The 5,116-nt window shown below is 55.5% G+C and carries 6 protein-coding genes, 1 other RNA gene and 1 pseudogene; 6 read left to right on the top strand and 2 right to left on the bottom strand.

Features of this window, described 5'->3' with window-relative positions; translation table 11 throughout:
* Positions 1–943: transaldolase (locus H8Q75_RS10800; RefSeq protein ID WP_297041633.1), on the bottom strand; the 943-nt coding region annotated here is incomplete at its 3' end.
* A 109-nt stretch (positions 944–1,052) separates the two neighbouring features.
* Positions 1,053–1,595 (bottom strand): ribosomal protein S18-alanine N-acetyltransferase, encoded by a 543-nt coding sequence (gene rimI / locus H8Q75_RS10795; RefSeq protein ID WP_024125118.1) that lies wholly within the window; start codon positions 1,593–1,595, stop codon positions 1,053–1,055.
* Between the two features lie 40 nt (positions 1,596–1,635).
* Here rimI and H8Q75_RS10790 point away from each other — a divergent pair, with 40 nt between their 5' ends.
* The 6 genes and pseudogenes from H8Q75_RS10790 to H8Q75_RS10765 form a co-directional block, all read left to right on the top strand.
* A complete protein-coding gene (locus H8Q75_RS10790; protein WP_051372892.1) occupies positions 1,636–2,034 on the top strand; it encodes a DUF2996 domain-containing protein in 399 nt (132 codons plus the stop codon).
* Positions 2,035–2,037: 3 nt separating this feature from the next.
* Complete coding sequence (locus H8Q75_RS10785; protein ID WP_024125120.1) at positions 2,038–2,496, top strand: peroxiredoxin; 459 nt, start codon at positions 2,038–2,040, stop codon at positions 2,494–2,496.
* Positions 2,497–2,598: 102 nt separating this feature from the next.
* The gene (locus H8Q75_RS10780) at positions 2,599–3,321 is read left to right on the top strand and encodes a DUF928 domain-containing protein (RefSeq protein WP_024125121.1); all 723 of its coding nucleotides are present in this window, start codon (positions 2,599–2,601) and stop codon (positions 3,319–3,321) included.
* Positions 3,322–3,328: 7 nt separating this feature from the next.
* An RNA gene (rnpB, locus tag H8Q75_RS10775) (RNase P RNA component class A) lies at positions 3,329–3,693 on the top strand.
* A gap of 81 nt (positions 3,694–3,774) precedes the next feature.
* Positions 3,775–4,623 carry a prephenate dehydratase gene (gene pheA, locus H8Q75_RS10770; protein ID WP_024125122.1) on the top strand — a complete coding sequence of 283 codons (849 nt, stop codon included), beginning with the start codon at positions 3,775–3,777 and terminating at the stop codon, positions 4,621–4,623.
* Between the two features lie 7 nt (positions 4,624–4,630).
* Positions 4,631–5,098, top strand: a pseudogene (locus H8Q75_RS10765) (alanine dehydrogenase); the annotation flags it as partial.
* Positions 5,099–5,116: the final 18 nt, after the last annotated feature.

The following is a 5,116-nucleotide window of genomic DNA, read 5'->3' as shown; positions in this document are numbered from 1 at the left end:
CTTCAAGGGTTTCCAGAGCTTTGGTAAAGCCTTTAATCCCTTCTTCGAGTTTTTCACTGGCCATCTCATCAGCCGCGTGCATCTTGCGGAAGGTGGCCTCATCCATGGGAACTTTTTCAATGTCGAGGGTGGCAGCGATCGCCGGATCCAGCTTGCGCTTTAGCTCGCCCCTCGTGTTTTGCAGCTCTTGCAGCAGGGCCGGTGAAATCGTCAACAGATCACAACCTGCCAGTTCAATAATTTCGCCAATGTTGCGGAAGCTGGCCCCCATCACTTCCGTGGGATAGCCAAATTTCTTGTAGTAGTTGTAGATTTTGGTGACGGAGATCACCCCCGGATCCTCAGGCCCCGGATACTCAGCACGGCCCGTTTTTTTCTTGTACCAGTCGAGAATGCGACCCACAAAGGGGGAAATCAGTGTCACACCCGCCTCAGCGCAGGCGATCGCCTGATGGAAGCCAAACAGCAGTGTTAAATTGCAGTGAATGCCCTCTTTCTCGAGAATTTCAGCAGCGCGGATACCTTCCCAGGTGGAGGCAATTTTAATCAGCACGCGATCGCGCCCCACGCCGGCGGCTTCGTATTGGCCAATCAACTCCCGCGCCTTTTGTACTGTCGCTGCCGTATCGTAGGAGAGCCGCGCATCCACTTCCGTTGAGACCCGACCGGGGATAATCTGCAAAATTTTCAAGCCAAAGGCCACCGCCAAGCGATCCACAGCAAGGGAGACAATCTCGCGGGGAGTGGCACCAGACCCCAAATCCGCTTTGGCTTGGCGCAGGGTTTCATCCACAATGGGCTGGTACTCCTTCATTTGGGCAGCAGCAGTAATCAACGAGGGATTCGTGGTGGCATCGCGGGGGGTAAATTTTTGGATGGCGAGGATGTCTCCCGTATCAGCGACCACCACGGTCATTTGTCGCAACTGTTCCAGCAAGTTCATGAGACAGGTCTCCCAAACGTGTCCCTTTCATTATGGTTCGCCCACCCAAGGGTAGGGGAAAGCGCCGTAACAAAGCGCAATATGTCATCTTTAGGCTCCCTAGGGGGCTCTAGGTGCAATCGCTGAGGGACCAACCTTGTGCCTCCACCCGCGATCGCCAATGCTGCCAGTGCTGCTGAAGTTCCTGACCCGTTTCGGGAGTATTGAGGTGATTGCGCCAAAGAATCAGGGCATCTTCTGGGGGGTTGTCGTAGTAGTGGGGACGCCGTCCAACCAGCTCAAAGCCAAAGTGCTGATAGAGGCGTTGGGCCGCTTCATTGCTAGCCCGTACTTCCAAAGTTGCCCACTGGCGATCGCCCCCCTGGTGCCCCAGTTGCAAGAGCCGACACAGGAGTAAGCCCGCCAAACCCTGTCGCCGGCACTGCGGATGCACCATCAACAGCACCAGGTGCAATTCATCGGCAATTCCCCAGCTCACACCACAGCCCCACACCTGATCAAGGGTGGCCACCACCAGCAGCGTATGGTGGGAATTTTCCAATTCACGGGCATAGCCTTGGTGCGACCAAAAGCCCCCCAGACACACCTGATCCAGTTGAACAATGCTATCTAAATCCTTAATCGTTGGGCGTCGTAATTCTAATTGCCCCATGGCCGTTGCCTGCAAGGGAGAGTGCTATCATGCAGAGGAAATGGTACCGTGTCGTAGCGCTATGGCAGAAGAAACGCCCACCCAAGCTCCAAAGAAAGAAAAGCCTCCCGCCATTGAGGATAAACCCTTTGCTGAGTTTATTCACGAGGCTTTTTTACCTGCTCTTAAGAACGCCCTCAGCGCCAAGGTGGGGGATGTGACCCTGCGTCTAGAGGACAATACCGTGATTGGTGAGTGGAGCAAGGGAATGTATCAGTTTCGCCTCTACTTCCTAGAGGGGAATATCCAAGGACCGAAGGCCTTTGTCTGTAGCAGCGGCGGCATTGCCCCCAGCACCATTGAACCCTTTTTGGGGGATGAGCGCAAAGTGACACTGGATCTCCTGGTCTTTGGGGTCATGCAGCGCCTGAATGGCCAAAAGTGGCTGGGAGGAAATTAGGCGGTGGCAACTGCTGTGCGCGTGGGCGATCGCGCCCCTGACTTTGAACTCACGGCCGCCGATGGCCGCAGGCTGAAGCTCTCCGACTTTCGTGGCAAAAAGAACGTTGTCCTCTACTTTTACCCAGCTTCAGAAACCCCCGGCTGCACCATTCAAGCCTGTGCCTTTCGCGATGCCTACAGCATCTTTCAAGAACTGGGTGCCGAAGTAATTGGCATTAGTGGCGATTCTGTGGCCCGACAGCAGGACTTCCAGAAAAATCACCAGCTCCCCTTTCTTGTCCTTAGTGATCCCGACAACAAGGTTCGCCAGCAGTATGGTGCCTCTTCTCTATTTGGCCTCTTTCCCGGCCGGGTCACCTATGTCATTGACAAGGAGGGCGTGGTGCGCTACGTTTTTGACTCCATGCTCAACTTCAAAGCCCACGTGGACGAGGCGCTCAAGATTTTGCGCCAGTTGTGAAAAAAAGGAGCGATCGCCATCACCACCCCAGCGTAACTGAGTTCACTGCCCAGGCCTACTCCCTAGGGCTACGCTAGAGCCATGATTCTTAGGAGTTTGGCCATGCGTTCCTGCCTTGCCCTTGTGCCTGCGGTGACCTTCTTTTTATTGCCCCTTAGTTTTCTCAGCCTTGCCCAGGGAACACCCCCTGTGGTTAACCAACATTCCAGTCTTGTGGCGCGGCTGCGGGCGAATTTGCCAAACCGTGGTGTTCCTGGCAGTCGCTTTGGTGGAGCAACCCGTGGTGCCTGTGTCACTGGTAATGAACGTTTAACCGCCCTGCTTCCCGATACTCATTTTGGCCAAACCGCTGTGGCTGCCCCCACTCTCTTTGTTTTTGTGCCTAAGAGCAAAGCCACCCAAGGGGAAGTGACGATTGCGGATGCTGAGCAGCGTCCCCTAGCAACAATGGTCGTGAATCTGCCCACTGAACCGGGGATTCTGGCACTGAGGCCCAATGTGCAACTCCAAGCTGGCCAAGACTACCGCTGGACCTTTACCCTGCTGTGTGGTGCTGATGCCGATGATCCCTCCGCTTTTATCTCTGTTAGTGGGGTGATTTCACGGGTGCAGACCGCCACGGATGTGGCCAAGAAACTTCAGGGCAAGAGTGGGAGCGATCGCCTTGGGGCAGCAGTTGATGCGGGCCTTTGGTACGAAACCTTGGCGATTTTGGCCGAGCTGCAGGGGAATGCAGTCACGCGGAATCTAGCCCGCAGCCAATGGGTCGCCATATTATCTGCCGTTGGTCTCGGGAGTATTGCTCAAGCGCCCCTAGTACAATAAAAGTGAATGAGTTAGCGCGGTGGTTGCGGGAGTCTGCCACTCCTGAGGAAAGTCCGGGCTTCCGAAAGACCAAGCTTGCTGGGTAACGCCCAGTGCGGGTGACCGCGAGGAAAGTGCCACAGAAATATACCGCCGATGGAGGGAAACCTCACAGGCAAGGGTGCAACGGTGCGGTAAGAGCGCACCAGCAACATCGAGAGATGTTGGCTCGGTAAACCCCGGCTGGAAGCAAGGCGTGCTAGCGCTAAGGAACCAGGGTTGGTCTTTTCCCCAGTTCTTTGCTAGCCAGAACCGCTAGAGGCACTTGGTAACAAGTGTCCCAGATAGATAACCACCCTTTGAACAGAACCCGGCTTACGTCTAACTCATTCATTGACCCTTTCAAGTAGGATCTTGAGAATTCCCTTGTGAGGATGCGCCCTTGAGTCTTTGCCCCTCTTGTCTGGATCCTCTATGGTGAGGCTGGGTTATCTTGGCCCAGTGGGCACCTATAGTGAAGAAGCGGCTCAAAGCTACGCCCACTGGCACCGGGGAGAAGCCCTAAGGTTAGTTCCCGTGGCAACGATCGCTGGCTGTCTTGAGGCCTTGGCGGCGGGGGAGTTAGATTTAGCCCTAGTGCCCAGCGAAAACTCCGTGGAAGGCAGTGTCAACATCACCTTGGATTCCCTGTGGCGATTGGATACGCTCCACATTCAGCACGCCTTTATCCGCCCCATTGTCCATGCCTTCATTGCCCAAACCACAGATTTAGCCCAAATTCAAGCGGTCTATTCCCATCCCCAAGCTCTAGGACAGTGCCAGGGCTGGTTGCAAGCTTATCTTCCCCAGGCTCGCCAGTGTCCCGTGACCTCCACTGCCGAAGGGCTGCAATATGTGGCACAGTCGGATCGGGTGGGGGCGATCGCCAGCGTGCGGGCAGCCCAACTCCATCAATTGCCCATTATCGCCACCGAAATCCAGGACCTTCCCGACAACTGCACGCGGTTTTGGGTGGTGAGTCGCCAACAGGGAGAAGGCTGGCCACAGCCGGGGGATACCCACACCTCCATTGCCTTTAGCCTCAAGGCCAATGCCCCCGGTGCCCTGCTCAAGGTGCTGCAACTTTTTAGCGATCGCCAGATTAACCTCAGTCGCATTGAATCGCGCCCCAGCAAACGTGCTCTAGGGGATTATCTCTTCTTTGTTGATCTAGAGGTGAATGGTCGCCCCGATGTGGTGGCTGATTGTCTGCTGGCACTTAGGGAGGCTACAGATGTGCTGAAAGTCTTTGGTAGTTATCAATTTCTCGACTTCGGAGAATAAACTAGCCATGCGTATCGGTGTCCCCAAGGAAATCAAGGATCAAGAATTCCGCGTCGGTCTGACGCCAGCGGGAGTGCAAAGTCTGCGGGAGCGCGGCCATGAAGTTCTCATTGAAAGTGGCGCGGGGGTGGGTTCAGGCTTTCTCGATGAGGCCTATATTGCCGCAGGTGCCCAAATCGTGGCTACGGCTCAAGCAGCTTGGGAGGCCGAACTGGTGGTCAAAGTCAAGGAACCCTTGCCCTCGGAGTATCGCTATTTGCGTTCTGGCCAACTACTCTTTACCTACTTGCACCTTGCCGCCAGTCGTGAACTAACGGTGGCGCTTCTGCAATCGGGGACAACAGCGATCGCCTACGAAAGCGTTGAAGAAACGCACCAGCACCAACGCAGCTTCCCGCTGCTAACCCCCATGAGCATGATTGCCGGTCGGTGGGGGGTGCAGTTTGGGGCCCGATTCCTAGAGCGTACCGAAGGGTGACGGGGAGTACTCCTG

It is taken from the genome of Thermosynechococcus sp. OHK43 (assembly GCF_014466085.1).
GTDB lineage: Bacteria > Cyanobacteriota > Cyanobacteriia > Thermosynechococcales > Thermosynechococcaceae > Thermosynechococcus.
This window is presented reverse-complemented; position numbering and strand designations above follow the sequence as displayed.